Here is a 22,237-nt window from a genome sequence, read left to right as displayed (position 1 = left end):
CTTCACATCGCTTTTCATGCTGTTGGCCATGCAGGCGGGGGCGCCCGACATCGGCGCGCGGCTCGTCGCCGATCCATCCATCAAGCAGGCGCTTGCCTTCGTCCAGCAGAACGAACCCGCGATTCTCGACGAGCAGGTCCGATTGTGCGAGATCCCCGCCCCGCCCTTCAAGGAGCAGCAGCGCGCCGAAGCGCTGAAGAAGACCTTCGAGGCCCTCGGCCTGCAGCGTGTGAGGATCGACGCGGTCGGCAACGTCATCGGTGAGCGCCCGGGACGGTCCGCCAAACCCAACCTGGTGTTCTCCGCGCACCTCGACACGGTGTTCCCGGAGGGGACCAGCGTGAAGGTTACGCGCGAGGGGACGTCGATATCCGGCCCCGGGATCGGCGATGACTGCCGCGGGCTCGCGGTGGTCCTCGGGGTCATCCACGCGCTCAACGCCGCGAAGATCGAGACGGCGGGGACGATTACGTTCGTCGGAACGGTGGGGGAGGAGGGGCTCGGCGACCTGCGGGGCGTCAAGCATCTGTTCGGCACGGAGCTGAAAGACCAGGTCGACGCGTTCGTCTCCGTTGACGGCACCGGGCTCGGCGTCACCACCGTGGGCGTGGGCAGCCATCGCTATCGGGTGACGATCTCCGGCCCCGGCGGCCACAGCTACGGAGCGTTCGGGCTCGCGAACCCTGTTCACGCGCTCGGCCGGGCGATTGCCACGATCGCGGACTTCGAGGTGCCATCCCAGCCAAAAACGACGTTCAACGTCGGGCGGATTGGGGGCGGCACGTCGGTCAATTCCATCGCGTTCGAGGCGTGGGCCGAGGTGGACATGCGGTCGTCGGACCCCGCCGCCATTGCCGAAGTCGACCGCAAGTTCCAGCAGGCCGTCGATGCGGCAGTCGCCGCCGAGAATCAGCGCTGGAACAACAAAGGCGCGCTGACGGCGAAGAAGGAGCTGGTGGGCGACCGCGCGGCGGGGCAGACCCCCAGGGACTCGCCGATCGTCCAGGCGGCGGTCGCGGTCACACGCGCGCTCGGCTTGCCAGTGAGCATGGACGAGGGCTCCACCGATTCAAACGTTCCCATGGGGCTCGGCATTCCTGCCGTGACCATCGACGGCGGCGGCAGCGGGCGCGGCGCGCACTCGCTTGGAGAAACGTTCGACTCGACCGACTCCTGGAAGGGCACCGCGCGGGCGCTGCTGCTGGCGCTCGCGCTGGCGCAGAAGTGAAGAACGACCGCGGAACACGCGGAACGCGCGGAGACCTAACCGGGTGATCCTGCGCGTTCTGCGCCTTCTGCGGTCAGAAGCTGCTGATAGCGCCGGAGGTCTTCGTCGCGCTGCCGCGCCGCCCACGCGCGCACGCGCCAGACGCGCGCGGCGAACAGGAGGTGGGCGAGGGCGAGCACCGCGAGTTCCGGTGCGACGCCCGTGAGCGCCACCGGCACAAAGTTGAGCGCGGTCGCCAGATAGAAGATGACGCCGAAAAGCGGGTCGGTGCCGGTCCCGGGAAAGCGGCGTCCCCACGCCATCGCGGCGCGCTCCCACCTGATGGGCACCCCTGCCGCTCCCGGTGCGTCCCACTCATAGCGGACCTGGATGTAGCGACCAATCCGCTCGACGCCGATGTGCAACGAGGCGACGGCCTCAAAGCCGCCGGCCAGGACGACCAGCGGGATGAGCGAGGCGACCGGCAGGGTGAGTGCGGCTGCCGTTGCGACCACGAGGGCGCTCCAGAGGCCAATCGTCGCCACGAAGAGGACGACGCGGAGGCTGCCGCGCTCGCGAATCGTCGCGCGCAGCGCCGCGAATTCTTCGGGGCCGGGGTCGAAGGATGAATCACTCATTTGTGGTCTCCTGCTCTCTTCTAGTACCCGGGAACCGCCGAGAAGATATCAAAGCCCGCCGGTTGCGCCCAAGACCGGCTGCCGGCGATCGACCTCGGCTGGTATGGAAATTGATAAGCTCGCCCGCAGGCGGGAAGACCCGGGGGAGAGCGGGTTGTTGGCTGAGCTCGGTAAGTGCTTGCATCCGTGGCAGTTCGATGCTAGGATGCGTTTACTCCCAGCATCGGTAACAACCAACAAAACTCCCGGGGCGCTGTTTTTGGTTAAGGAGAGGCCTATGTCGCTCCAGCCAAACCTGGAGGGATAGTGCAGCGGTATCGTCTTTTCTTCGTCCGCCTCCTGACGCTCGCGCTGAGCGTTGGCCTGCTGGGACCCGTTTCGACGGCCTCTGCTCGCGCCGCCGAAAGCTCGGCCGGCGCGAGCCCCTCTGTCACGAAGACTTCATCCGGCAAGGCGAAGAAGAGCCGGTACTCCGCACGGAAGTCGCGCGCCCGCCGCGCGAAGCTCGCGCGCGCGCGCGCCGCGGCGCGCGCCCGTGAAGCGGCGCGCATCCGCGCGTGGCGCGAGGCGATGGAGCCCCGCTTCCGGAAGGACGAATCGGGCGCGCTCATTCCGGACGTCCGCGCGGCCGCGGCGATCGTGATGAACCCGGAGACGGGTGAGATCCTGTACGAGACCAACGCGCAGGACAAGCGGTCCATCGCCAGCATCACCAAGGTGATGACCGCGCTGGTGTTTCTCGAGGACGACCCGGACCTCACCGAGGAGGTCGTCGTCGAGCGCCCGGACGTGTACCACGCGTCGACGACCTACCTGCGCGCCGGCGAGCGGACGACGCTGGGGGACGTGCTGCACCTGATGTTGATTGCCTCGGACAACGCCGCGGCACGGATTCTTTCCCGCGTGTCGCACGGCGGCCGCGCGTCGTTCATGCAGCGGATGAATGAAAAGGCCCTGGAGCTGGGCCTGCAGGACACCTCGTTCGCGGATCCCTCCGGCCTCGATCCGAACAACATCTCGTCCGCGTACGATCTGTCGCGGCTGATTGCCTTCGGTGCCGGCGACGAGCGCATTTCCTCGATCATGCGCAAGCAGGAGTACCGCCTCACGACCAGCAGGCGGACGATCACCATCCACAGCACGAACCGCCTGCTCGCGAGCAGCGACGTGGACGTGCGCGGCGGCAAGACCGGCTTCATCAGCAAGGCGGGCTACAGCCTCGCCACGCTCCTGCGCCTGCCGCAGGGAGAGCAGGTGGCCGTCGTGATCCTCGGTGCCCGCTCCAACGCGCTGCGCTTCAGCGAAACGCGGCACCTGATGAACTGGCTGAGCGACAAGGCGAAGGCGGTTCTCGGAACAGAGAAGGAACAATAGGTACGATCTACGCCTTGTATCCCTTCTGCATCGCCGCCGCGTCGAGCGGCAGCGTGGCGACCGTATCCACCGGCAGCATGAGAGGGCGGGACGCGCGGCGGCCGTCGTGCGCCTTGAGATACCGCGTGCACACGTCGCAGGCGGCAATCCGGTACATCCCATCGCGGCTCGCGAACGATGTAATGCGCGTGCGGTCGTTGTTGCCGCAGTAAGGGCACGTCATCGGATCGAACTTCCAGCGCGCCGTGCAGCGGCCACAAACCAGCAGGCGGTCGGCTGCCGGCGTGATCGCCGCGAATTCCGGCTCGCCGCCGCACACCGGGCAGTAACCCCAGCTCCACGACGACAGATCGAGCCGCGACTGCGTCGCTTCCGCGCAGCGCACCAGGAAAGGACGCATCGCCAGCGTGAAGACGTGATCCAGGCCCGCGGTCTCCGCGTCGGCCGATGCCGCGGGTGCGGAGGTGGCGCTTGGCGCCGAGATGGCGGCGAACCAGCGCTGCACGACCGGCTCGAGCGCGTTCCCGTCGCGCGCGAGCGTATCCACGCGCCGGACTTCCTCGTCTTCGATCGCGTCGTGCCGGAGCAATGTGGCCGCCGTTTCGCGCAGCATGAACCGGAAATCGCTCCAATTGAGCGGCAGGTGCTCGAAGCGGAGGATCGGCCGGCCGTCGCGGACGTGCCGCTGGATTTCTTCCGCGTCCAGGTGCACGGTGGGCAGCGGCACGCGCCCCTGGACCCGTCGCTGGAGTTGCAGCAGTTCTATCTGGAGCGTCGCGGCGGCCTCGAGCTCGGGATGCGCGTCCTTGAGGTGCGTCAGCTCGACGACTTCGCGCGACTCGGGGCGCCCGCGCGAGGCGGGCCTGTGGTCGGTCACGGTGGGTAGATTTTATCGCTTCACGCGGCCGGCCCCGTACGGAGAGCCGGCCGCGTGCGCTTGTTCCTCCTAGAAGCTCCAGCGAGCGGCCAGCGTGACCTGCCTTCCCTGGTTGAGATTACGGGGATCGCCGAACCACACCCTGACCGAGTCGCCCGTCTGCGGATTGGTCAGCGTCTCGGACGGATACCGCGTCACGCGGGCCGTGACGACGGCCGTGTTGAACGCGTTCTCGAGGTCCGCGTAGATGCCGAACCGGTGAATCCCGAAGTCGAACACTTTCTCGAGCCGCAGATCGACGTTGGTGTTGCTGTCGTTCATGTTGCTGGCGAGCGGCTCGATATTGATCGTGAGCGAACTCGGCCAGTTGAAGAACCGGCCGCCCGACAGGCGTGACACCGCCGTGTAGGGCGCGCCGGAGAGGTACCGGACGTATCCGCTCAGGAGCACCTCCGCCTTCGGAATCTGGTACGAGGCAAACAGCTTCACCTCGTGCCTGCGGTCGAAGGCCGTGCGCCCGCCGGAGTTCACGACGATGCCGTTCGGCGTTTCGAACTGGCCGCTCGAGAAACCGGCGTAGGTGCTGTTGTTGATGGTCCCGGTCGTCTTCGACAGGACGTACGACAGCTGCGCCTGCCACCGGTGGGTGAGCGCTTTCTGCAGGACGATCATCAACCCGCGGTACTTCCGGTAGGCTTCCGGCGCCACCAGCGTGCTGCCGTCCGACAGGCGGTACGACACCTGGTCGGTGTTCCTGATCGTGAAGCGCGGCACGCTGGTCGGGTTCGCCCACCGGTACAGCGTGACCGGGGCGCCGATGGCCTTCACGCCCGCCTGCGTGGCCGGCGTCGGCGTGTAGGTGAACGGCGTCCAGATCCCGTCGTCCAGCACCGAGTTGATGAAGTTCTTCCAGTCGCGCGCGATGCCGGTGACGGTCACCTTGAACTGGTTCCCGATCAACTGCTCGAACGACGCGTTGAACTCATCCACCCGCGGGTGCTTGAGATCGTCGCCCACCGAGTACTGGCGGTCGCTCTCGTCGATGAGCGACAGCGAGCTCCAGTTCGGGCCCACCTCGTAGATCCTGAACGGCGTCATCCCGGGTACGGCCCGGCTCCACGAGGCGAAGACCGCGCCCTCGTAGAGCTGCCCCCAGAACGCGCGCGCGACCGACTTGCCGCTGCCCGTCAGGTCGTACGCGGCGCCCAGGCGCGGGCCCCAGGACTTGGTGTCGTACAGGTCTTCGCCCAGCGTCGAGGCCTCGCCCCGGATGTTGTCGAACCGCAGCCCGATGTTGGCGGTGAGCCGCCCGACCTTCCACTGGTCCTGCGCGTAGAACGACTCTCGCTTGTTCGTGCCCTTCAGGTCGTACGAGTAGCCGTACGCGATGTAGGGGCCGCCGTAGTCGTAGTAGAAGACCCCGGTGGGCGCCGCGGTGGTCGCACCGGAGTACACGAAGCGATCGCGAATCGTGCTGCGCTCGAACTCGATGCCGAACTTGAAGTTGTGGCGGCCGGCCGCTTCGGCGTAGGTCGAGAACGACACGTTCGCCTGATTGCGCGTGCGGTCGTAGAGGCCCGTGTACCCGGCGCCGCCCGAGTACGCCGAGGTTTCGCCGTCGAAGTGTGTTGGCCCCGGGCTGACCGGGTTCAGGTCGTAGTAGCCCCACCAGCCGATGTACTTGGCCTCGAGGAACGACGTCCCGCCAAACACTTTCCGGTAGGACAGGTTCCAGACGTACTCCGGGGAGTCCTGATCGATCGTCTGGTCGTGATTGCTCACGGCGTAGCCGGGGATCAGGCCCGTTCGGCCCGTCTGGTTGTACTGGTCGTACTGCAGCGCGGCGACCAGGTTGTCGGTCGACGTGAGCTGGTTGGTGAACTTGATATTGAAGCGCGGGCTGACCTCGGTCCGCACCGGCGGCCGGTATTGCGAAATTTCGTACCGCTGCGTGCTCGCGAAGAAGAATATCTTGTCCTTCTTGATCGGGCCGCCGAGCTGCACGGTGTAATCCTTGTATTTCAGGATCTTCACCGGCGTGCCGAGCGTGGCGTTCTTCGCGAGCAGGTCGTCGGTCACGTTGCTGCTCGAGAAATTGTCCGAGCTGTAACGGTATTCCGCGAGCGCCGCGAAGCGGTTGCCGCCCGACTTGGTGATCGTGTTGACGATCGCGCCGGTGAAGCCGCCGTATTCGGCCGGCTGACCCAGGCTGCCGACCTGGATCTCATCGATGATGTTGTAGTTGTAGAACGCCCACGACGTGCCCCCTTCCGGGTCGCGGGTGTCCACGCCGTCGAGCATCAGCGCGTTCGCGCCGTCCGATGCGCCGCCGAATGCCGAGCCGCTGTTGATCCCGGGCGAGTAGTTCACGATGTTCGGCCCCGGATTGTTGTGCGAGATCGGCATGCTGAAGAGCAGGGACTGCGACATGTTCGTGTCGGTCTTGGCCGACGCGGTGTCGATCATCACGGACTGCGCGACGACGTCCACCGATTCGGTGAGCCCGCCAACCACCATGGTCAGCCTGAACTCGGCGGTCTGGCCGATGCTGAGCGGAAACGTCTGTTCCTGCTTGATCCTGAACCCCTCGAGTTCCGCCCTGAGGGTGTACTCGCCGGGCGTGACGCCGACAAACCGGTACTCGCCGTGTGCGTCGGCGACCTGCGTCTGAGCGCCGGTCCTGCCGGTCAGCGTCACGGTCACGCCCGGAAGAACCGCCCCCTGCTCGTCGACGACCGTGCCGGTGACGGTGCCCGTCAGCGTCTGCGCGCTGGCGGTGCCGGCGAGGGCGCCGAAGATGACAAGGAGGGCGCCTATCCAAATGCGTCTCATGCTCATCTCTCCTCGTCCCGTCTACTTTCGTGCCACCGAGTGGATGCGGTCGTTCTTCGCGGCGTACAGCGCGTACGCCGTACCCGCACCAACGACGGCAAGGCAGATGATGCCCGCCGGCGTCTTGAAGAAGGACCGGGTCTCGAGTTGCGACGTGTCGGCCGCTCCGCGCTCCTGGCCGGCAGCACGCGCCGGACTGGAGGCGGCAACCTCGCGGGCGACAACCTTCGCGATGGAGCCCCTGATCGTCTGCGGCGCCGGCTGGCTGGCGTCCGCCAGGACCGGCAGCGGAATCAGCGTCACGGCGGCTGCGAGCAGCACGGCCCGTGGGAGTGCGCCGCGCCATTGAGAAAGCCTGACTGTCACCTTGTGCTCCTCCTTGAAAAAAGGGCAGGACGGTGTCGGGTTCGCACACGCTGTGCCAGCGGGAGTCTAACAAAACCCGGCCAGATTGCGCCCAGAATTCGTCGGCCCGCGCGTTGCTCAGCCGAACCGGATCCAATTCGTCGTAGACGCTACGGTTTGTTCGATCCGTGCCGTTGACGCAGCCGCCGGAAGCGAGTGACGATGGAGCGTGTTCCGTGAGAAACCCGGCCTCCGCGCTGGCGCGCTGGCATTCCTCCTGGCGGTGGCCGCCGGCGCCTTCTGGCTGTGGCAGCCGCGTTCGCATTCCGCCGCCGCCGGGACAGACCTTGGTACTCTGCCGCGCGGCGTGTCCCGCGCTCGGCTGAACCTGCTGGTCATCACCCTGGACACGACGCGGGCAGACCGGCTGGGCGCCTACGGGTTCAGGGAGATCGAAACGCCGGCGCTCGACCGGCTGGCCGACGAAGGGGTCCTCTTCGAGCAGGCGATGGCGACGGCGCCGCTGACGCTCCCGTCGCACAGCAGCATTTTCACGGGGCAGTTCCCGCCGGAGCACGGCGTCAGGGACAACGGCGGGTTCTTCCTGTCGCCGAAGCAATTGACCCTGGCGAGCTTCCTGAAGGCGCGCGGCTTTCGAACGGGCGCGGTGGTTGGCGCGTACGTGCTCGACGGCAAATGGGGGCTGAACAGCGGCTTCGAGACGTACGTGGACGATTTCGACCTGTCCCGGATCAAGGGCGGGTTTGGCGTCGGGGACGTGAAGCGGCCCGGCAACGAAGTGGTGGACCGGGCACTGCCGTGGCTCGAGACGGTAAAAGACAAGCCGTTCTTTGCCTGGCTGCACTTTTACGACCCGCACTCGCCGTACGAATCTCCCGAGCCGTTCAGATCGCGGTACGCCGAGCGGCCGTACAGCGGCGCGATTGCCTTTACCGACGCGCAGGTCGCGCGGGTGATCGCGTTCCTCGAGGCGAACCACCTGCTGGATCGGACGATCGTCGCGGTGATGGGCGATCACGGCGAGAGCCTGAACCAGCACGGCGAGGGGACGCACGGGTTCTTCATCTACGAGAGCACGCAGCGCGTGCCATTCATCATTCGCGCCCCGTTCGAGCTGACGCGCGGCGGGCGGCGCGTGGCCGATCCGGTGCGCACGGTGGACCTGTTCCCGACGGTTGTCGACCTGCTGGGAATAAGGCCCCCGGCGGGACTCGCCGGCGTCAGCCTCGCCCCGCTGATGACGGGCGCGCGCCGGACGCTCGATCTGGAGGGCTACGCCGAGGCGCTCTACCCGCTGCACCATTTCGGCTGGAGCGAACTGCGGGCGTGGCGTGCGGGGCAGTACAAGGTCATCGACGCGCCGCGGCCCGAGCTCTACGACCTCGACAAGGATCCGCACGAGACAAACGACCTGTACGCCGCCCGGAGGAGCGTGGCGGACGCGATGCTCGGGCGGCTGCGCGAGCGCGAGTCGGGGGAGGCGCGCGCCGCGGCGGCCGCGCAGGCGGCGCCAGAGGTGGATCCCGATGCGCGCGCGCGGCTCGCCGCACTCGGCTACGTCGGATCGTTTGTCGCAACCGTGGGGAGCACGACGGCCGATCGCGCCGACCCGAAAGACAAGATCGCGCTCTTCAACATGATCACCGAGGCCCGCGAGATCGCGTCGGAAGAGAATTCTTTCGAGCGGGTCGCCGCGATGCTCAACAAGGTGATTGCCGAAGACCCCAAGGTGATTGACGCGTGGTTCAACCTGGGCAACGCGTACTACAAGGTCGGCCGGTTCCAGGAGGCCATCAAGTATTTCGCGCGCGCGCTCGAGTTGAAGCCGGACTACGACCTGGCGGTCATCAACATGGCCAACGCGTACCGGAAGCTGGGGCGCGACGAGGCCGCGCTGACCGGTTACGAGCGATACCTGTCGATCGACCCGAAGAACGCGAACGTCCGCTACCAGGTCGGCGAGATCTACATGGATCGCGGCGACATCGAGAAGGCCGAGGAGAACTTCAAGGCGGCCCTCGATCTCGACAAGCGCGTGGCGGCGGCGCACAACGCGCTCGGCGCGATCGCCTTCACGCGCGGCGACATCGCGGCGGCGGAGCGCCAGATCCGGACCGCGCTCGAGATCAAGAAGGACGTCCGCCTCGCGCACTACAACCTGGCGCTGCTGGCCGAAGAGCGGGGCGACCGTGCCACGGCGGAGGCCGAATACAAGCGCGAGCTGGAACATCACCCGGACAGCTACAAGGCCGCCTTCAACCTGTCGCGCCTGTACGAGGAGTCCGGCAGGCGCCAGCTCCAGGTCGATGCCCTGAAACGGGCCATCGGCGCGAATCCCGGCTTTGCCGAGGGGCATGTCGTCCTGGCACGGCTGTACCTCCAGGACGGCAGACTGCCCGAAGCGCTCGACCTCGCCAGGAAGGGACTCTCGCTCGACCCGCGCTCGCCGCTGGCTCCCCTCGGGCACTACGTCATTGCGGACATCTACAACCGGATGGGGCGGCACCGCGATGCCGAGCGTGCCGCCGCGCTGGGGCGGCAACTCGAGGCGCGGTTGCGGCAGCCCTGGCCCGGCCGAGCCAGAGGACGTCCACCGGTGCTACATTGAGTGGATGCCCGCGCCGCCGAAGAGCTCGTCGACGGTTGGCCAGGCCCCGGTCAAGGCCAAAGGCCCCACGCCGGCCGGCCGGACCACGGTCAAGCCCAGAGGCCGCAAGCCCAAGGCCGAAAATGGCCCGCCGCTGAACGTCCTGATGGTCGTCCCCGAGGCGACTCCCTTTGCCAAGACCGGCGGGCTGGGCGATGTGGCCAGCTCGCTCCCGCGCGCGCTGGCGCGCCTCGGGCACGACGTCACGGTGGTGCTGCCGCGCTATCGCGGTGTCGACGGGGGAGACGCCATCGGCAGCCGGGAACTGGTTGGCGGCGGGCGCGCGGTCCCGGTCGGCTTCAGCGCGCTCGCGGCCGGGCCACATGTCCGCTTCGTGTTCGTCGAGAACGCCAAACTCTACGACCGCGAACACCTGTACGGCCCGAACGCGCAGGACTACCCGGACAACGCCGAGCGTTTCGCCGTGCTGTCGCGCGCCGCGCTCGACTACGCGGCCCACCTCGCCGACCGCGAGTTCGACGTTCTGCACGCGCACGAATGGCAGTGCGGGCTGGTGCCGCTCTACGCGAGAACTCACTACGCCGGTTACGAGCGGATCGCCGGACGCCCCTGCGTGTTTACGATCCACAACCTGGCCTTCCAGGGACTGTTTTCCGCTGACGTGCTGTCACGAATCGACGTGCCGCGGCATCTGTTCACGACGGAGGGAATCGAATACTGGGGGCGCGCGAGTTACCTGAAGGCCGGCATCAACTTCAGCGACTGGGTGACGACGGTCAGCCCGCGGTACGCCAAGGAAATTCTCACCGGCGAGTACGGCTTCGGCTTCGACGGCGTTCTCGCCGCGCGCAAGGACGCGCTGTCCGGGATTCTCAACGGCATCGACGTCGAGCAGTGGAACCCCGAGCGCGATCCGCATCTTCCCGCGGCGTTCAGCGCCGAGGATCTCTCCGGCAAGCTCAAGGCCAAGGCGGCGCTGCTCCGGATGTTCCGCCTGCCGTCTGAAGCCGCGGCGCTCGATCGGCCGGTCATCGGCATGGTCTCGCGGCTCACGGATCAAAAGGGATTCGATTTGATCGCGCAGGCGGCAGAGGCCCTGCTCAAGCTCGATGCGACCTACGTCCTGCTCGGCAACGGCGAGCGACGCTACGAGGAGCTGTGGGAACGGCTCGCCACCGAGCACCCGAACCGCGTGGGAGTGCGGATCGGTTTCGACGAGAAGGCCGCGCATCTGGTGGAGGGGGGCGCCGACATGTTCCTGATGCCCTCGCGCTTCGAGCCGTGCGGCCTGAACCAGATGTACAGCCTGCGCTACGGCACGGTGCCGCTCGTGCGGGCCACCGGCGGGCTGGACGACACGGTGGTCAACTACAACGAGCGGAGCGGGCGTGGAACGGGGTTCAAGTTCTCCGAATACACGCCGCAGGCGCTGGTCCGGACCGTGAAGCGCGCGCTGAAGCTGTTTGGGGATCGGAAGAAATGGCGCGCCCTCCAGCTCGCGGGGATGCGCCAGGACTTCTCCTGGGACGTTTCGGCCCGGGAGTACGTCAAAGTGTACAGGAACTTGAGGAGACGGCTCGATGGCATCCGATAAGGTGAAGGTCTTTACCGACGGCGATTTCGACAACACGGTCAGGCAGGCGCAGACCCCGGTGCTCGTCGACTTCTGGGCGGAGTGGTGCGGTCCCTGCCGGCGCCTGGCCCCGACCGTGGACGCGCTCGCCGACGAATACCAGGGCAAGGTGACGGTCGGGAAACTGAACGTGGACGAGAACCCGGCGACGGCCGAGAAGTTCAACATCCGCGGCATTCCCACGCTCCTGCTGTTCAACGGGGGGCAGATGGTGGAGCAGGTGGTCGGCCTCGCGGAGAAGGACCGGCTGAAGAAGATCATCGACAAGTACGTGTAACATGTCGCACGGGCCGGTCGTCCCCCGGACCACATCCCATATGCTTCGCAACGTCATCATCATCGGTACGGGGCCGGCCGGCCTGACGGCGGCCCTGTACAGCGCCCGCGCCAACCTCAACCCCCTGGTCGTCGAAGGCCTCGAAGCCGGCGGACAGCTGATGCTGACCACGCTCGTCGAGAACTTCCCGGGCTTCCGCGACGGCATCATGGGGCCCGAGCTGATGACCGAGATGCGCGCGCAGAGCGAGCGCTTCGGCGCGGAGATCCGGACCGGCAACGTGACGTCGGTGGACCTGCGACGGCATCCGTTCGTCGTGAAGGCCGGCGAGCAGGAATACCAGTGCCGGACGCTCATCATCGCGACCGGCGCCTCGGCGCGGTGGCTGGGGCTCGACTCCGAGCGCGCGCTGATGGGGCACGGCGTCTCGAGCTGCGCGACGTGCGACGGGTTCTTCTTCAAGGGTCGCCCGATTGCCGTCGTCGGCGGCGGCGATACGGCGATCGAGGAGGCGCTCTTCCTGACGAAGTTCGCGTCGCACGTGACGCTGGTTCACCGCCGCGACGCGCTGCGCGCATCGAAGGTGATGCAGGACAAGGCGCTCGCGCACGGGAAGATCTCCTTCGAGTGGGACTCGGTTGTCGAGGAGATCAAGGACCCGTCACAAAAAGCGGTGACGGCCGCCGTGTTGCGCAACCTGAAGACCGGCGCGCGCAAGGAGCTGGCGATCGACGGCCTGTTTGTCGCGATCGGCCATACGCCGAACACGAAGCTGTTCGAAGGCCAGATCGACATGAACGAGAACGGCTACATCCTCACGCGCTCCGGGACGCAGACGAACATCCCGGGGGTGTTCGCGTGCGGCGATGTGCAGGATCACGTGTACCGGCAGGCGATCACGGCCGCCGGCACGGGCTGCATGGCGGCGATTGACGCTGAACGCTATCTCGAGGGGCTCCCCGAGTCCGAGTCATTGCAGGTTGCCGGTCAGTCGATCCATCCTCCACCGACGACTTCGTCGCCGTCATAGAAGACCGTCGCCTGTCCCGGCGTGATGGCGGGCTGCGGGTCGTCGAACTCGACGCGCGCGCGCGCCCCGTCGAGCGGGGTGATCGTGGCCGGCGCCTCGCGGTGGCGGTAACGAATCTGCACGTCGGCGCGGATGGGCGCCGCGGGCGGCGCCCCCTCGATCCAGTTGACCGTTGAGGCGGTGAACGCCGCACGCTCGAGCGCGCTGCGGGGCCCGACGACCACCGTGCGGTTCGCCGGCTGGATGTCCACGACGTAGAGCGGGATGGCGGCGGAGATGCCGAGCCCCTTCCGCTGTCCGATCGTGAAGCGGTGCGTGCCGCCATGACGTCCCAGCACGTGGCCGTCGCGATCGGCGATCAGCCCGGGGCCGAGCGTGCCCGCCGCGTGGCGCTCCACGAAACCCGCGTAGTCGTTGTCCGGCACGAAGCAGATCTCGTAGCTGTCCTTCTTCTCCGAAACCAGGAGCCCCAGGCGGCGTGCGTGCTCGCGCACGTCATCCTTCCGCAGCGCCCCGACCGGGAAGTCGGCCCGCGCAAGCTGCGCCTGCGTGAGCGAGAAGAGGAAGTAGGACTGGTCCTTGCCGCGATCCCGCCCGCGGAGCAGCCGCACGCGCCCGTCCGGCCGGCGATCGACGCGCGCGTAGTGCCCGGTGGCCACGCGATCCGCGCCGAACCCTTCGGCGCGCTCGAGCAGCGTCGAGAACTTCAGGCCGCTGTTGCAGCGCACGCACGGGATCGGCGTGCGCCCGGCGACGTACTCGCGCACGAAGTTGGAGATGACCTCGTCGTTGAACTCGCGCTCGAAGTTCACGATGTAGTGGGGAATGCCGATGGCGCGCGCGACGCGGCGCGCGTCGGAGAGATCGTCAAGCGTGCAGCACGTGCCGAAGCCGGCCCCTCCCTCCGCGCGCTGGTCGTACAGCTGCATGGACAGGCCGATAGCCTCGTGGCCCGCTTCCGTGAGAAGCGCCGCGGCCACCGACGAGTCCACGCCGCCGGACATCGCGACGACGATTCTCATGGTGCTATGTGCCGCGCGCCGCGCGCGACGCGCCACGCGTCAACGAGCGGAGCTTTTCGGCAATCGGCGGCAGCGCCGCCAGCAGCTGATCGACCTCCGCCTCGGTGTTCCCGAGCCCGAGGCTGAAACGAATCGAGTTCTGCGTGCGGTGCGCCGGCAGTCCCATCGCGCGCAGGACGTGCGACGGCTCGAGCGCGCCCGAGGAACAGGCCGACCCGGTCGACACCGCGAATCCTTCGAGGTCCAGCGCGATGAGCAGCGATTCCGCCTCGATGCCGTCGAAGCTGATGTTCGTCGTGTTCGGGACGCGCGAGGCGATATCGCCGTTGACCGCCGTCCCGGGGACGCGGCCGAGGACGCCGGCCTCCAGGCGGTCGCGCAACGCGGCAAGCTCGCGCGCGCCGGCCGCCATTTTCTCTCGCGCGAGAAGGGCCGCGGCACCCAGGCCGGCGATGCCGGCGACATTCTCCGTGCCGGCGCGCCGGTTGCGCTCGTGGCGGCCGCCCGTGAGGTGCGCCGTCATGCGCGTGCCGCGCCGGATCCACAGCGCGCCAGCGCCTTTCGGCCCGTTGAACTTGTGGGCTGAGACCGCGAGGAGATCGACGCCCAGGTCCGCGACGTTCACCGGCACCTTGCCGGCCGACTGGACCGCGTCGGTGTGGAACAACGCGCCGCGCTCGTGGGCCAGCCCGGCCAGCTCCGCGATCGGCTGAACGGTCCCGACCTCGTTGTTCGCGTGCATCACGGCCACGAGCGCGACGGGGTCGGGCGTCGCCATCAAGGCCGCGCGCAGCGCCTCGGGCGAGACGATTCCGCGCGCGTCGACCGGGAGCAGCGTCGTCTTCCAGCCGCGCCTGGCGAGCGCCTTCAGCGTGTTCAAAACGGCCTCGTGCTCGATGGCGCTCGCGATGAGGTGGCGGCGGCCGGTCGGCTCGAGGCTTTCGGCGACGCCGCGCAGCGCGAAGTTGTCGGCTTCGGTTCCGCCGCTCGTGAACACGATCTCCGACGGATCCCCTCCGATGAGCGCCGCCACCGCGCTCCGCGCGTCGTCCAGGATGGCTTTCGCCCGCTGCCCGTAGCGGTGCACGCTCGACGGGTTGCCGAACTCGTCGCGCAGCACCCGCGACATGGTCTCGGCGACCTCGGGGTGCACCGGCGTCGTGGCGTTATGGTCGAAATAGGGCATGGCCGACCCTTCATGGTAACACTAGCTGTAAGTCTCAGCAACAAAAGGACTAGACAGCGGAGCAGGAGTGTGCAAGGATCGCGGGACTGCTCCCCGAAAGCGCCGGGTACCCTGCGGCGATTCACATTCAGGAGATCGGAACTATGTGGAAGAAGGACGAACCGGCTCGCCCCTTCGCGGGCAGCCAGGGCCCGGCCGGCGAGCCGCCGCCGGCGCCAACGACGAGCGCGGCGCCGACGCGGCACGTCAGCGAACCAGTCGGACAGACGGGGAGGGAGACGGTGAACATCGGCAAATCGGTCGTCATCAAGGGTGAACTGAGCGGCAGCGAAGATCTGACCATCGAAGGGCAGGTGGATGGCAAGATCGAGCTGCGCGATAACGTGCTGACCATCGGGCCCAATGCCCGCATCAAGGCACAGGTGTTCGCCAAGTCGGTGGTCGTGCTCGGCAAGGTGAACGGCAACGTCAGCGCGAGCGAGAAGATCGACATCCGCGAGCACGGGTCCGTCGAGGGAGACATCGTCGCGCCGCGTGTGGCGATCGCGGACGGGGCGTACTTCCGCGGCAGCATCGACATGCAGCGCTCCGGCAAGCCGGTCGAGCCGCGGAAAGACGAAGCCAAGGCCGCCAACGTTCCCGCGGTTGCCAGCCCGACGCCGGCCGCGGCCGTCACCCAGCACTAAGGTTCTTCCGATCGGGACGGTCGGCCGTCCCGATCGGAGTGCCCGATTTCTGCCACCTTTCGGGGTTCTGCCGTGCTCACCGACATGCTGCGCCGCAACCCGCGGCGTCCTGACGCGTCGGACGACGACGCGCTCGAACAGATTGCGGAGACGGAAACGCTCGTGGCGTCGCGGGCGTTTCCGAAGTTCCTTGCGTCGCTCGGCGGGCGCGAGCACCTGACCATCGTCGACGCCGGGCCGATCGTCGGATCGAACGTGGACTTCTTCGCCGCCCGTTCGGCCTGCAAGATTTACGTCGAGGACCTGTTTTCGGAGATCGAGCGCCAGGCGCGCGCGGGAACCCGCGAGAAGCTGGCGGCGATCCTGCCGCCGCGGCTGCGGCAGGCGGACGGCAGCGTCGATGCCGTGCTCTGCTGGGACATCTTCGATTTTCTCGACAGGGCGACGGCGCAGGCGTTCGCCCGCGAGCTCGTGCGCGTCATGCGCCCGGGCGGATCGCTCTTCGGGCTGTTCGCGAACGCCCAGGGGGAGCAGCGCCAGTACACCAAGTTCGTCATCGCCGACGAGACGCATTTCCGGCATCGCACGCGGCCGGCGACCCCGGTGCCACGCCAGGTCCTTCCGAACCGCGATATCATTCGGCTGTTCGACGGGCTGCTCGTGTCAGACTCGTTCCTGCTGCTCACACATACGCGGGAGATCGTGTTCCGGAAGAGATAGCATCGATATGTCGCGTCCCGTGATCGCCCTGCTCAGCGACTTCGGTTTGCGCGATCACTACACCGGCACGATGAAGGGCGTGATCCTGGGCATCTGCCCGGATGCGGCGGTGGTGGATATCTCGCACGACATTCCGCCGCATGACGTCCTGACCGCGGCGCTGGAACTCGCCGCGTCCTACAAGTACTTTCCCGCCGGCACCGTTTTCCTCACCGTCATCGATCCCGGGGTGGGCTCGCCCCGGCGGGGGCTCGCCGCCGACACCGGCGACTACCGGTTCGTGGCGCCGGACAACGGCGTCCTCACGGCGGTGTTGCAGGAGGCCCCTCCGAAGAAGGTGGTGGAGCTGACCGAGCGGCGCTATGCGCGCCCCACGGTCAGCCGCACGTTTGAAGGGCGGGACCGGTTTGCGCCCGCGGCCGCGTGGCTGGCGAAGGGCATTCAACTGGCGGCGCTCGGGCGGCCCGTGGGCGAGTACCAGAAGCTGGACATCGCGCGGCCGGAGACGGCCGGCGACGCGCTGCACGGGGCGGTGCTGCTCGTGGATCGCTTCGGGAACGCCGTGACGAACATCGACCGCCGCACGTTCGAGAAGTTCGTCAACGGCGGGCCGGTGCAGATCGAGGTGCGGACCGATCGCGGCTCGCAGCGCATCGGCCGGCTGGTGGCCACCTACGCGGATATCGGGGCCGACGAAGTGTGCGCGCTGTTCGGCAGCACCGACCATCTCGAGCTGGCGGCCAACGCCGCGAGCGCCGCCGAGCGCCTGGTCGTCGCGCGCGGCGCGGCCGTCACCATCCGCAAGAGCTGACGATCCACCGCGGAGCCCGCCGAATCCGCCGAACCTCCGGCCCAAAGCGCCCTCTGCGTATTCCGCGCGTTCTGCGGTTAGAATCAACGATTGTCCGTGGGAGGAAGGCTGCATTCATGATGGATTTTGACCTGACCGAGGAACAGCGCCTGCTCGAGCAGACGGTGCGCGAGTGGGGGGCACGGGAAGTCGCGCCGCACATCAAGGAACTCGATCGCCAGCACCGGTTCGACCCGAACGTGCTCCCGCAGATGGCGGAGCTGGGGCTGCTGGGCGCGCCCGTGCCGGCCGAGTACGGCGGCGCGGGAATGGACTACGTCAGCCTGGGCGTGATCTGCGAGGAACTCGAGTACGTGGACACGTCCCTGCGGGTGATCATGTCGGTGCACGCCGGGCTGAACTCCCTGACGTTGCTCGCGTGGGGCACCGAAGACCAGAAGCAGCGGTACCTCGTGCCGCAGGCGCACGGGCAGAAGATCGCCACCTACGGCCTCACCGAGCCCTCGGCCGGGAGCGACGCGCGCGGCATCCAGACCGTCGCGATTCGGAAGGGCGATCGCTACCTGCTGACCGGCGAGAAGATGTGGATCTCGCTCGCCGACGTCGCGGACAACTTCCTGGTGTTCGCCTGGTCAGACCTCGAAAAGAAGAAACAGCGCGATCCGTCCGGCATCAGCGCGTTCCTCGTGGAGCGCGCGTTCAAGGGGTTCTCGAGCGGCACGCTCAAGGAGAAGTGGGGCATCCTCGCGGGCAACACCGGCTTCTTCAAGATGGAGGAGGTCGAGGTGCCCAGGGAAAACCTCGTGGGGCGCGAAGGCGAAGGCTTCAAGATCGCGATGTTCGCGCTCGACCAGGGGCGCTATACCGTCGCGGCCGGCGCCACCGGGCTGATCCGGGCGTGCCGCGATGCAAGCGCGAAGTACGCGAGGGAGCGGAAGACCTTCGGCGTCGAGATCGCGCAGCACCAGCTGGTGAAGGAAATGATCGCCCAGATGGAGTCCGACTACCAGGCGGCGCGGCTGCTTTGGCTCCGGGCCGGGTACCTCAAGAACCAGGGGCGCCGCAACACCCGCGAGACCGGCCTCGCCAAGTGGTTCGCGACCGTCGCCTCGGAGCGCGCCGCGGGAGACGCCGTGCAGGTCCACGGCGCGAACGGCTATTCGGACGAGTACCCGGTGGGGCGGTTCTACCGCAACTGCAAGGGGGCCGTCATCTATGAAGGCACGCGCGAGATTCACAAGCTGATGCAAGCCGATTACGTGCTGGGGTACCGCGTCGACCGCCCGACGCGTTGCGAGCTGCCGCCGTACCGGTCGGCAGTCAAAAGCTGACGGAGGGCGCCATGAAGGATCTGTCACTCGGATTCCTGCACGTCGTCGAACAGGCGGCGATCGCCTGCGCCCATACGATGGGCCAGGGGGATCGACACAAGTCGGATCAGGTGGCGGTCGAAGCGATGCGCGCGGCGCTGGATACGGTGCCGATCGACGGCACGATCGTCATCGGCGAGGGTGAGCGTGACGAGGCGCCGATGTTGTACATCGGCGAGAAGGTCGGTGCCGCGAACGGGAAGAACTGCGCGGGCACCGGCACCCTCAAGAAGGTGGACATCGCCGTCGACCCGCTCGAGGGCACCAACCTGTGCGCGACCGGCGCGCCGAACGCGATCGCCGTGCTCGCGGCATCCAACGAGGGCGGGCTGCTGCATGCGCCCGACCTGTACATGGAAAAGCTCGTCGTCGGGCCCAGCTCGAAGGACGTGGTCAGCCTCGACGCGCCCGTGAAGGACAACCTGAACGCGATCGCGAAGGCGCTCTCCCGCGACGTGGACGACCTGGTGGTGATCGTGCTCGATCGCCCCCGGCACGAAAAGCTGATTGAAGACATCCGGGCGACCGGGGCGCGCATTCGCCTCATCACCGATGGCGACCTGTCGGCCGGGATTGCCGCTGCGGTCGCGGGCAGCGGCGTGCACGCGGTGATGGGAACCGGGGGAGCCCCGGAGGGGGTGCTCACCGCCGCGGCGATGCGCTGCCTGAACGGCGAAATCCTCGCGCGGCTGGTGGTCAGCAAGCCGGAGCACGAAGAGCGCTGCCGCGCGATGGGGATCAAGGACCTCAGGCGCGTGTACCGCTCGCGCGACCTGGCATCCGGCGAGTCCATCATCTTCGCGGCAACCGGCGTGACGGACGGAACGCTGATGAAAGGCGTGCGGTTCTTCGGCGACGGAACCCGCACCAGCTCGGTCATCATGCAGTCGAACCCGCAACACATCCGGTTCATCGACACGATTCACGTCACCGACCACGACGTGAAAGTTCGCTTCTGATGCGGGAGGCCGGAAGCTGGCGGCAGAACCTGTTCGCCGCGACTGCCGCCGGCTTCATCGGCTTCACCGGCTTCACGCTGGTGATGCCGTTCCTGCCTCTCTATTTCCACGAACTCGGCCTGCGTGACGTCGGCGAGATCGCGCTGTGGTCCGGCCTGAGCCTTGGCGTGACGCCCGCGCTGACGGCCGCGCTCTCGCCGCTCTGGGGCCGGCTCGCGGATCGCTTCGGCCGCAAGATCATGGTCGAGCGGTCGCTCGCCAGCTTCGTGATCGTCATGAGCGCGATGGCGTACGTGCGGGAGCCCTGGCACGTGTTCGCCCTGCGGGCGGTGCAGGGGCTGTTCGCCGGCTACGGCGCGCTCACCCTGACGATGGCCGCCGAATCGGCGCCCCCGGGCAAGACGGCCGCGGCGATCGGCTTCGTGCAGACGGCGCAGCGGCTGGGCCCCGCGCTCGGCCCCGTGATCGGTGGCGTGGTCGCGCAGCTGGTCGGAATCCGGAACGCGTTTTTCGTGTCGGCGTGCTTTTACGCCGTGGCGCTCGTCCTCGTGTTCGTGCTGTACCACGAGCAGCCGCCGGCCTCCCGCGCCAGCAGCGGGCCGAAAGGCCCCGTTCGGTTCCGCGACCTGATTGCGTTCGAGCACTTCCTGCTGTTGATGCTCGTGGTCTTCCTCGTGCAGCTGGTCGACCGCAGTTTCGGCCCGATCCTGCCGCTCTTTCTCGGCCAGATCGGCGTGGCGCCCGGGCGCGTGCCCCTGGTGGCCGGCGTGCTGTTTTCAGAGGCGGCCTTCGCGGCCGCCCTGGGGCACCACGTGACGGGCCGGCTGCTGCAACGCGCGCCGGCGAGGACGCTGCTCGTCGGCGCGACGTCAGCCGCCGCCGCCGGGGCGCTGGCATACGCCGTCGCGCCCCCGGCCGAACTGCTGTTTGTCGTCACGCCGCTGTTCGGCATCGCCGTCGGCGTGGCGATGACGACGGCCTATTCGTCCGCGGGAAGGATGATCCCGGCGGGAGCGGGCGGCGCCGGGTTCGGGCTGCTGACGACAGCCTCGCTCACCGCGCTCGCGGTCAGCCCGATGCTGAGCGGCGCGCTCGGCGCCACCAGCATCCGCGCCGTGTTCGCGATCGACGGCGCGGTGATGGTGGTGCTGGCCGGGGTGGTGTGGAGAGTCATGAGGGGGTCAGGTGCTCCGGGTGCTCCGGGTGCCGCCCTTCAATCTCCTCCGGCGGCCCCCCGATCGTCTCCTCCACGGCCGGCGCCTCGCGCAGGCGTTGCGATGGGAACGTGAGCTTGAGCAGGGGGGGAGTCACCATCGTCGTGGCCAGCACCATGACGACTGACGCGGAGAAGACGTCGCGCCCGATGATCCCGTTGGTCAGGCCGTAGCCCGCAACGATCAGCCCGACCTCGCCTCGCGAGATCATGCCCACGCCGACCCGCACGGACTCGTGCGCGTTGAAGCCCGCCAGGCGCGCCGCAACACCGCAACCCGCCGCCTTGGCGACGATGGCGACCACGATCAGCAGGCTCACGAACGACAGCTGCGCCCCCAGTTCGCGCGCGTTGGCCTGGAGGCCGATGCTGACAAAGAACACGGGGACAAAGACCGAGTAGGTCAGCGGATGGATCCCGCGGTCGATCGCTCCTTTGTAGCGGGTCTGCGCGAACAGCAAGCCCGCGAGGTACGAGCCGGTGATCGCCGCCACGCCGCCGAAGTACTCGGCGCCCCACGCGTAGAGGAACGCCACGACCAGCACGGCGGACAGCACCGCCTGGCTGACCTCCAGCGCTTCGGCCGCGCGGAGGACCGGCGTGAACAGGCGTCCCGCGAACCAGGCGATGACAAAGAAGATCGTCAGTTTGATCAGCGTCACGCCGATGCTGGCGATTCCCGCGTCCCCTCCGGCGCGCGCCAGTGCCGCCACCACGGACAGGACGAGAAGCCCCATCACGTCGTCGATGACGGCGGCGCCGAGGATCGCGGTTCCTTCGCGCGAGCGCAGCGCGCCGAGCTCCATCAGCGTCTGAGCGGAGATGCTGACCGAAGTCGCCGTGAGGATCGTGCCGATGAAGATGCCTTCCCAGAACATCGGCAGGCCGAACAGCTGTGCGGTCAGCGCGCCGCCAGCCATCGGCAGCGCGACGCCGCCCGCCGCGGACCAGAATGCCACGGTCCCCACGCGGCGCATTTCCAGCAAATCGGTTTCGAGCCCGGCGACGAACATCAGCAGGATCACGCCAACCTGGGCGAGGTCGTGGACGAGGCCGAGCAGCGGGACCGGTGGAATGGCGCCGGACCCGTGCCCCGCGTCGCTCGGCGAAAAGATCGGCCAGCCGAGCATGTCGAGGAGCGTCGGGCCGAGCAGCAGGCCGATGAGAATTTCCCCGAAGACGGCGGGCATCCGCAGGCGATGTGAGGCAGCCCCCGCAAGTTTCGCGGTCGCGACGATAATGGTGATGAGGAGCAGGACCTGCAGCGGATGAGCCATCGCGAAGAGTTTATCGTTTCCCCGCTTGCCGACGCGATCGCCGCGCTGCGGCGCGGCCTGGTCGTCGCGTACCCGACAGATACGCTGTACGGCCTGGCGGCGGATCCCCGCCGCGCCGATGCGGTGGAGGCCGTCTTCCGCATCAAGGGAC

Annotated in this window: 20 protein-coding genes; 13 read left to right on the top strand and 7 right to left on the bottom strand. The window is 67.8% G+C overall.

The window, feature by feature from the left end:
- Positions 1 to 28 precede the first annotated feature (28 nt).
- Complete coding sequence (locus HYU53_12920; GenBank protein MBI2222094.1) at positions 29 to 1,228, top strand: M20/M25/M40 family metallo-hydrolase; 1,200 nt, start codon at positions 29 to 31, stop codon at positions 1,226 to 1,228.
- A 35-nt stretch (positions 1,229 to 1,263) separates the two neighbouring features.
- Here the strand turns inward: HYU53_12920 and HYU53_12915 are convergent, their stop codons facing one another.
- Positions 1,264 to 1,845 carry a hypothetical protein gene (locus HYU53_12915; GenBank protein MBI2222093.1) on the bottom strand — a complete coding sequence of 194 codons (582 nt, stop codon included), beginning with the start codon at positions 1,843 to 1,845 and terminating at the stop codon, positions 1,264 to 1,266.
- Between the two features lie 306 nt (positions 1,846 to 2,151).
- Here HYU53_12915 and HYU53_12910 point away from each other — a divergent pair, with 306 nt between their 5' ends.
- The gene (locus HYU53_12910) at positions 2,152 to 3,219 is read left to right on the top strand and encodes a D-alanyl-D-alanine carboxypeptidase (GenBank protein ID MBI2222092.1); all 1,068 of its coding nucleotides are present in this window, start codon (positions 2,152 to 2,154) and stop codon (positions 3,217 to 3,219) included.
- A 7-nt stretch (positions 3,220 to 3,226) separates the two neighbouring features.
- Here HYU53_12910 and HYU53_12905 read toward each other — a convergent pair whose 3' ends face one another.
- From HYU53_12905 to HYU53_12895, 3 genes are all read right to left on the bottom strand, one after another.
- A complete protein-coding gene (locus HYU53_12905; protein ID MBI2222091.1) occupies positions 3,227 to 4,096 on the bottom strand; it encodes a formate dehydrogenase accessory protein FdhE in 870 nt (289 codons plus the stop codon).
- A 69-nt stretch (positions 4,097 to 4,165) separates the two neighbouring features.
- Positions 4,166 to 6,928 carry a TonB-dependent receptor gene (locus HYU53_12900; protein ID MBI2222090.1) on the bottom strand — a complete coding sequence of 921 codons (2,763 nt, stop codon included), beginning with the start codon at positions 6,926 to 6,928 and terminating at the stop codon, positions 4,166 to 4,168.
- A gap of 21 nt (positions 6,929 to 6,949) precedes the next feature.
- On the bottom strand, positions 6,950 to 7,294 hold the full coding sequence (locus HYU53_12895; protein ID MBI2222089.1) for a hypothetical protein: 345 nt from the start codon (positions 7,292 to 7,294) through the stop codon (positions 6,950 to 6,952).
- A 208-nt stretch (positions 7,295 to 7,502) separates the two neighbouring features.
- Here HYU53_12895 and HYU53_12890 point away from each other — a divergent pair, with 208 nt between their 5' ends.
- The 4 genes from HYU53_12890 (at position 7,503) to trxB (ending at position 12,842) form a co-directional block, all read left to right on the top strand.
- Positions 7,503 to 9,902, top strand: a complete 2,400-nt coding sequence (locus tag HYU53_12890) for a sulfatase-like hydrolase/transferase (GenBank protein MBI2222088.1) — start codon at positions 7,503 to 7,505, stop codon at positions 9,900 to 9,902.
- 145 nt (positions 9,903 to 10,047) lie between these two features.
- The gene (gene glgA / locus HYU53_12885) at positions 10,048 to 11,496 is read left to right on the top strand and encodes a glycogen synthase GlgA (protein MBI2222087.1); all 1,449 of its coding nucleotides are present in this window, start codon (positions 10,048 to 10,050) and stop codon (positions 11,494 to 11,496) included.
- The gene (gene trxA / locus HYU53_12880) at positions 11,483 to 11,812 is read left to right on the top strand and encodes a thioredoxin (GenBank protein MBI2222086.1); all 330 of its coding nucleotides are present in this window, start codon (positions 11,483 to 11,485) and stop codon (positions 11,810 to 11,812) included. The genes glgA and trxA overlap by 14 nt, the downstream gene beginning before the upstream one ends.
- A 40-nt stretch (positions 11,813 to 11,852) precedes the next feature.
- A complete protein-coding gene (gene trxB, locus HYU53_12875; GenBank protein ID MBI2222085.1) occupies positions 11,853 to 12,842 on the top strand; it encodes a thioredoxin-disulfide reductase in 990 nt (329 codons plus the stop codon).
- Here trxB and mnmA read toward each other — a convergent pair.
- Both mnmA and HYU53_12865 read right to left on the bottom strand, forming a co-directional pair.
- Positions 12,800 to 13,864, bottom strand: a complete 1,065-nt coding sequence (mnmA, locus tag HYU53_12870; GenBank protein ID MBI2222084.1) for a tRNA 2-thiouridine(34) synthase MnmA — start codon at positions 13,862 to 13,864, stop codon at positions 12,800 to 12,802. The genes trxB and mnmA overlap by 43 nt on opposite strands.
- A 4-nt stretch (positions 13,865 to 13,868) precedes the next feature.
- Positions 13,869 to 15,050, bottom strand: a complete 1,182-nt coding sequence (locus HYU53_12865; protein ID MBI2222083.1) for a cysteine desulfurase — start codon at positions 15,048 to 15,050, stop codon at positions 13,869 to 13,871.
- Between the two features lie 143 nt (positions 15,051 to 15,193).
- Here HYU53_12865 and HYU53_12860 point away from each other — a divergent pair, with 143 nt between their 5' ends.
- The 6 genes from HYU53_12860 (at position 15,194) to HYU53_12835 (ending at position 20,885) form a co-directional block, all read left to right on the top strand.
- Positions 15,194 to 15,736, top strand: coding sequence for a polymer-forming cytoskeletal protein (locus HYU53_12860; protein ID MBI2222082.1), 543 nt, complete (start codon positions 15,194 to 15,196; stop codon positions 15,734 to 15,736).
- Between the two features lie 72 nt (positions 15,737 to 15,808).
- Positions 15,809 to 16,456 carry a class I SAM-dependent methyltransferase gene (locus HYU53_12855; protein MBI2222081.1) on the top strand — a complete coding sequence of 216 codons (648 nt, stop codon included), beginning with the start codon at positions 15,809 to 15,811 and terminating at the stop codon, positions 16,454 to 16,456.
- Between the two features lie 7 nt (positions 16,457 to 16,463).
- A complete protein-coding gene (locus HYU53_12850; GenBank protein MBI2222080.1) occupies positions 16,464 to 17,267 on the top strand; it encodes an SAM-dependent chlorinase/fluorinase in 804 nt (267 codons plus the stop codon).
- Positions 17,268 to 17,383: 116 nt separating this feature from the next.
- Positions 17,384 to 18,598, top strand: a complete 1,215-nt coding sequence (locus HYU53_12845) for an acyl-CoA dehydrogenase family protein (GenBank protein ID MBI2222079.1) — start codon at positions 17,384 to 17,386, stop codon at positions 18,596 to 18,598.
- Between the two features lie 11 nt (positions 18,599 to 18,609).
- Positions 18,610 to 19,596 carry a class II fructose-bisphosphatase gene (gene glpX, locus HYU53_12840; GenBank protein MBI2222078.1) on the top strand — a complete coding sequence of 329 codons (987 nt, stop codon included), beginning with the start codon at positions 18,610 to 18,612 and terminating at the stop codon, positions 19,594 to 19,596.
- A complete protein-coding gene (locus HYU53_12835; protein MBI2222077.1) occupies positions 19,596 to 20,885 on the top strand; it encodes an MFS transporter in 1,290 nt (429 codons plus the stop codon). Before glpX ends, HYU53_12835 begins: the two co-directional genes overlap by 1 nt.
- Here the strand turns inward: HYU53_12835 and HYU53_12830 are convergent.
- Positions 20,767 to 22,086 carry a cation:proton antiporter gene (locus tag HYU53_12830; protein ID MBI2222076.1) on the bottom strand — a complete coding sequence of 440 codons (1,320 nt, stop codon included), beginning with the start codon at positions 22,084 to 22,086 and terminating at the stop codon, positions 20,767 to 20,769. The genes HYU53_12835 and HYU53_12830 overlap by 119 nt on opposite strands.
- Here HYU53_12830 and HYU53_12825 point away from each other — a divergent pair.
- Positions 22,078 to 22,237, top strand: a 160-nt coding sequence (locus tag HYU53_12825; protein ID MBI2222075.1) for a Sua5/YciO/YrdC/YwlC family protein, incomplete at its 3' end; no start/stop codon positions are given. The two genes, HYU53_12830 and HYU53_12825, sit on opposite strands and share 9 nt — an antisense overlap.

This window comes from Acidobacteriota bacterium (assembly GCA_016184105.1).
Lineage (GTDB): Bacteria > Acidobacteriota > Vicinamibacteria > Vicinamibacterales > 2-12-FULL-66-21 > JACPDI01.
Note: the sequence above shows the minus strand (reverse complement) of the source record. Positions and strands in the feature narration are given on the sequence as shown.

Excerpts from the sequence above, each read along its gene's own strand:
- trxA (MBI2222086.1), top strand. The coding sequence starts at position 11,483 with ATGGCATCCGATAAGGTGAAGGTCTTTACCGACGGCGATTTCGACAAC.
- glgA (MBI2222087.1), top strand. The coding sequence starts at position 10,048 with ATGGTCGTCCCCGAGGCGACTCCCTTTGCCAAGACCGGCGGGCTGGGC.
- mnmA (MBI2222084.1), bottom strand. The coding sequence starts at position 13,864 with ATGAGAATCGTCGTCGCGATGTCCGGCGGCGTGGACTCGTCGGTGGCC.
- HYU53_12860 (MBI2222082.1), top strand. The coding sequence starts at position 15,194 with ATGTGGAAGAAGGACGAACCGGCTCGCCCCTTCGCGGGCAGCCAGGGC.
- HYU53_12915 (MBI2222093.1), bottom strand. The coding sequence starts at position 1,845 with ATGAGTGATTCATCCTTCGACCCCGGCCCCGAAGAATTCGCGGCGCTG.
- HYU53_12865 (MBI2222083.1), bottom strand. The coding sequence starts at position 15,050 with ATGCCCTATTTCGACCATAACGCCACGACGCCGGTGCACCCCGAGGTC.
- HYU53_12900 (MBI2222090.1), bottom strand. The coding sequence starts at position 6,928 with ATGAGACGCATTTGGATAGGCGCCCTCCTTGTCATCTTCGGCGCCCTC.
- HYU53_12835 (MBI2222077.1), top strand. The coding sequence starts at position 19,596 with ATGCGGGAGGCCGGAAGCTGGCGGCAGAACCTGTTCGCCGCGACTGCC.
- HYU53_12830 (MBI2222076.1), bottom strand. The coding sequence starts at position 22,086 with ATGGCTCATCCGCTGCAGGTCCTGCTCCTCATCACCATTATCGTCGCG.
- HYU53_12850 (MBI2222080.1), top strand. The coding sequence starts at position 16,464 with ATGTCGCGTCCCGTGATCGCCCTGCTCAGCGACTTCGGTTTGCGCGAT.
- trxB (MBI2222085.1), top strand. The coding sequence starts at position 11,853 with ATGCTTCGCAACGTCATCATCATCGGTACGGGGCCGGCCGGCCTGACG.
- HYU53_12920 (MBI2222094.1), top strand. The coding sequence starts at position 29 with ATGCAGGCGGGGGCGCCCGACATCGGCGCGCGGCTCGTCGCCGATCCA.
- glpX (MBI2222078.1), top strand. The coding sequence starts at position 18,610 with ATGAAGGATCTGTCACTCGGATTCCTGCACGTCGTCGAACAGGCGGCG.
- HYU53_12845 (MBI2222079.1), top strand. The coding sequence starts at position 17,384 with ATGATGGATTTTGACCTGACCGAGGAACAGCGCCTGCTCGAGCAGACG.